The 3,334-nt window shown below is 41.0% G+C and carries 7 protein-coding genes; 5 read left to right on the top strand and 2 right to left on the bottom strand.

Translation table 11 applies throughout. The annotated features are described in order from the left end of the window. Positions 1-265: 265 nt before the first annotated feature. From IM479_RS09095 to IM479_RS09080, 4 genes are all read left to right on the top strand, one after another. Positions 266-568 carry a nucleotidyltransferase family protein gene (locus IM479_RS09095; RefSeq protein ID WP_353737544.1) on the top strand — a complete coding sequence of 101 codons (303 nt, stop codon included), beginning with the start codon at positions 266-268 and terminating at the stop codon, positions 566-568. Beyond that, the gene (locus tag IM479_RS09090; RefSeq protein WP_287684212.1) at positions 550-885 is read left to right on the top strand and encodes a ribonuclease toxin HepT-like protein; all 336 of its coding nucleotides are present in this window, start codon (positions 550-552) and stop codon (positions 883-885) included. The genes IM479_RS09095 and IM479_RS09090 overlap by 19 nt, the downstream gene beginning before the upstream one ends. A gap of 162 nt (positions 886-1,047) precedes the next feature. Beyond that, entirely contained in the window at positions 1,048-1,419 is a 372-nt protein-coding gene (locus tag IM479_RS09085) for a nucleotidyltransferase family protein (RefSeq protein WP_286824405.1), read from the top strand. Beyond that, positions 1,397-1,897: a ribonuclease toxin HepT-like protein gene (locus tag IM479_RS09080; RefSeq protein WP_286824406.1), complete on the top strand. Its 501-nt coding sequence runs from the start codon at positions 1,397-1,399 to the stop codon at positions 1,895-1,897. Before IM479_RS09085 ends, IM479_RS09080 begins: the two co-directional genes overlap by 23 nt. A gap of 170 nt (positions 1,898-2,067) precedes the next feature. Here IM479_RS09080 and plsY read toward each other — a convergent pair whose 3' ends face one another. Continuing rightward, the gene (gene plsY, locus IM479_RS09075) at positions 2,068-2,724 is read right to left on the bottom strand and encodes a glycerol-3-phosphate 1-O-acyltransferase PlsY (protein WP_502845718.1); all 657 of its coding nucleotides are present in this window, start codon (positions 2,722-2,724) and stop codon (positions 2,068-2,070) included. Between the two features lie 69 nt (positions 2,725-2,793). Continuing rightward, positions 2,794-3,258 (bottom strand): SDR family oxidoreductase, encoded by a 465-nt coding sequence (locus IM479_RS09070; RefSeq protein ID WP_502845719.1) that lies wholly within the window; start codon positions 3,256-3,258, stop codon positions 2,794-2,796. A gap of 21 nt (positions 3,259-3,279) precedes the next feature. Here IM479_RS09070 and IM479_RS22570 point away from each other — a divergent pair. After that, positions 3,280-3,334: helix-turn-helix domain-containing protein (locus IM479_RS22570; protein WP_353737543.1), on the top strand; the 55-nt coding region annotated here is incomplete at its 3' end.

Genomic DNA, 3,334 nt, shown 5'->3' with positions numbered 1-3,334 from the left:
GGCAGTGATCGGGGGGAAATTTAGGCACTTTTTCCCTGAAAATTAGGTAATTGGCCACCTCAAAACTGGTAAAACCCCACACCCCACACCCCACACCCCACACCCTACCCCCACCGAAAAACTTTTTGCCGCAAACCCTAGGTAGTGATTTTATTGTAGTGGTGATAGCTCAAACCTTTGCTAATTGGGCATTGTCGTCATCAATAAAGTACCAAACAGTTCGGCACCCCCCTGATCAAGGAGAGTAGGGGGGAAAGAAAGAGATATTCAACGGGAACAGGAAAGACAAACCCTGCGGGCAAAAACTCAACAATGGCTTCATGAAAATGCTGTAAAATACGGAATTAATCGAGCTTATATCTTTGGCTCCGCGACTCGTCCCTATAAATTTCACCCCGGTTCTGATGTGGATATTGCCGTCGAAAATATCAATCCCGAATTGCACTTTGATGCTATTAGTATTCTTTCCTATTATCTGGGGAGAGAGGTAGATATTATTCTGCTGAAAAACTGTCATTTTGCCCACCGAATTCGGGAAGAAGGAATTTTATGGACAACCGACAACTAATTCTGTTGAAAGCTGATATAAATGCTCAATTACAGCTAATCAAAGCGATCGATGATAAAGTGGCTGTTAGAGCCGAAGGTGTTAATCCCGATGATGTCATTCGCCTAGAAAGCATTGCTTATCAAATCCATAATTTATACAGTGCCACTGAGGATTTACTTAAAATAGTGGCGGCCTGTTTTGAAAATCATATTGCCGATACCCAGCAATGGCATACAGCCTTATTAAACAGAATGACTGTCCCTATCCCCAGAATTTGTCCTGCTTTTATTTCTTCAGAAACCGCTGCTTTGTTGAATGGTTTACGAGGATTTTAGCACTTTTTTCGCCATGCCTACGGCAGGAATATTGATTATGAACAATTGAAAATTAATTTAGACAGGGCAAGAAAAATCTACAGCAACTTAGAGAAAGATATTGAAATTTTCTTTCAACAATGGGCAGAAACTTAAGCTAAATACCTCGCTATTATAATTATTATGTCGGTCAATAATCCCTATCTTGAATATTGGCAAAAACGCCAAAAAGAACAGCAGGAATATAATCAAAAATTGGCTCAAGAGGCGAGGAAAAATCTGCCGCCAGTTATTGATTATCTAAAAAAAAATTTCCCAATTACAAAAATTATCCTGTTTGGTTCTTTAGTTAAAGGTAAATTTCAGGAAACTTCTGATATTGATCTAGCAGTGGCTGGCATACCTCCAGAAAGTTTTTTTCAAGCTTTAGGAAAAGTTAATTTAATTAGCGATCGCTGGATTGATTTAAAGCCTATAGAAGACTTAGAACCTCATTTTCTTAAAAGAGTTTTGCAAACAGGAGAATGTCTTTATGCGTCCGATGAGTGCCAGTGAATTACAAGAAATCGCTCTTGATATTGCCACTGAAGTTAATAGATTAAATCGGCTAGAAAGCCAAATGCGTTTAGTTCAAGCGGAAATGCTAACCAACCCGGCACTAGCCGATATTTGTGCCGAAAGTTTAGCCCTAAAACTCCATAACTTTTATACAGGATGTGAACGAATTTTTCAAATTATCGCCTCTGAGTTAAATGGTGGCTTACCATCTAGTTATGACTGGCATAGAAGGCTATTAAATCGTATGAGCAAACCTCAAGATTATCGTCCTGCTGTATTACGAGAAGATACAGTGTATAAACTTAATGAATACCTAAGCTTTCGGCACGTTGTTCGCAATATCTACGGTTTTGAATTGGAAAAACAAAAACTAGAAAATCTGGTTAATAACTATTATAATACATGGCTACAAGTCCAAGAAGATATTAATTGTTTTATCCTTTGGTTAAAAACCACAGCAGACAGTCTTAATTAGGGTCTGCTGAAAAAGTTTTTCCTGGGGGCAGGGTGTGGGGTTTTACCAATTTTCAGGAAAAAAGTAGCTGAATTTTCCTCCCAATCACTCCAAGGGTCGGCACTTTTTGGGGGCAAAAAGTCTAAAAGTCTTACCCCACAAGGTTTTTATGCTTATTCAGCCCGCCCTATTTAACTTACTTCCGATGATTGCTGTACTTTCTGACCTATTTTTGGTTCCGTCCCTGCCAACAATCTTTTAATATTACCGTGATGACGAACAATCACATAGATTCCCCCTATCAAACTAAATAAAATATAGGGGAGAGGTTGACCCAAAACAACCATTAAAATATTCACCACCAGCGCCCCGATAATCGAACCTAAAGAAACAATCCGGAAAAGTGCCAGAATAACCAAAAAACTCGCCAAAGTTCCGCAAGCCACTAGGGGATTCATCACTAATAAAACCCCTAAACTGGTGGCGACGGATTTACCACCACTAAAATTCAAGAAAATCGATTTACTATGACCGATGACTGCACCCAATCCCGCCCCAATAATTAACCAGTAATACCAACTTTCTGGGAGAGGATTGACATCCATAAAATATAGCCCTCGTACCAGGGCTACCGCCGCCATTCCTTTTAACATATCAATTAATAACACCGTCGCCCCGGCAGATTTTCCCAGAGTTCTTAGCACATTGGTAGCCCCAGTGGAACCGGAACCATAGTCACGAATATCGATACCTTTGCTGTATTTACCGATTAAATAACCCGTGGGAATCGAACCGAGCAGATAGGATAAAAGTAAGACAGTAAGACTGATAAGAATCGGAATAAGCATAAATTAACCCCAATTTTTAGCGAGAGCGAGCGCCGTTATCAGTGTATCAGCCTGAAGACAAAAAACCACTCACAGGGAACCATAGACGGGAATTGCCGCCCCGCGCAAGTCCTTCGCCCCTTCCCCCGCCAGAAAACAGATCACCTCGGCTAGAGATTGGGGACTTACCCAGTCCTTAGCATTTGCCTCTCCCATCGCTTCCCGGTTGCCCGGAGTATCGATAATACTGGGCAAAACCACGTTAGCGGTAATATTAGTCTGTTTGGTTTCTTCTGCGATCGCTTGGGTTAAAGCCACTACCGCCGCTTTCGAGGCACAATAGGCGGCCAAATTCGCCCCCGGTTGTACGGCACCACGAGAACCGATAGTGACGATACGACCATAATTATGAAGTTTCATCGAGCGTAAACAGTGTTTACACAGTAAAAAAGTGCTATGGAGGTTTAAATCGAACATTTTTAGCCAATCTTCATCGAAAATTTTGGGTCTGAAACCCCGTCGTTCTACGACGGCTTTACTGTTAAATATTAACACATTTACGAAATATATGCTAAAATGCTCCCCATGGAAAAAGCCTATTCTTACCGATTTTACCCCACACCAGAACAAG

The sequence above is a fragment of the Microcystis sp. M165S2 genome, from assembly GCF_020245885.1.
Lineage (GTDB): Bacteria > Cyanobacteriota > Cyanobacteriia > Cyanobacteriales > Microcystaceae > Microcystis.
This window is presented reverse-complemented; position numbering and strand designations above follow the sequence as displayed.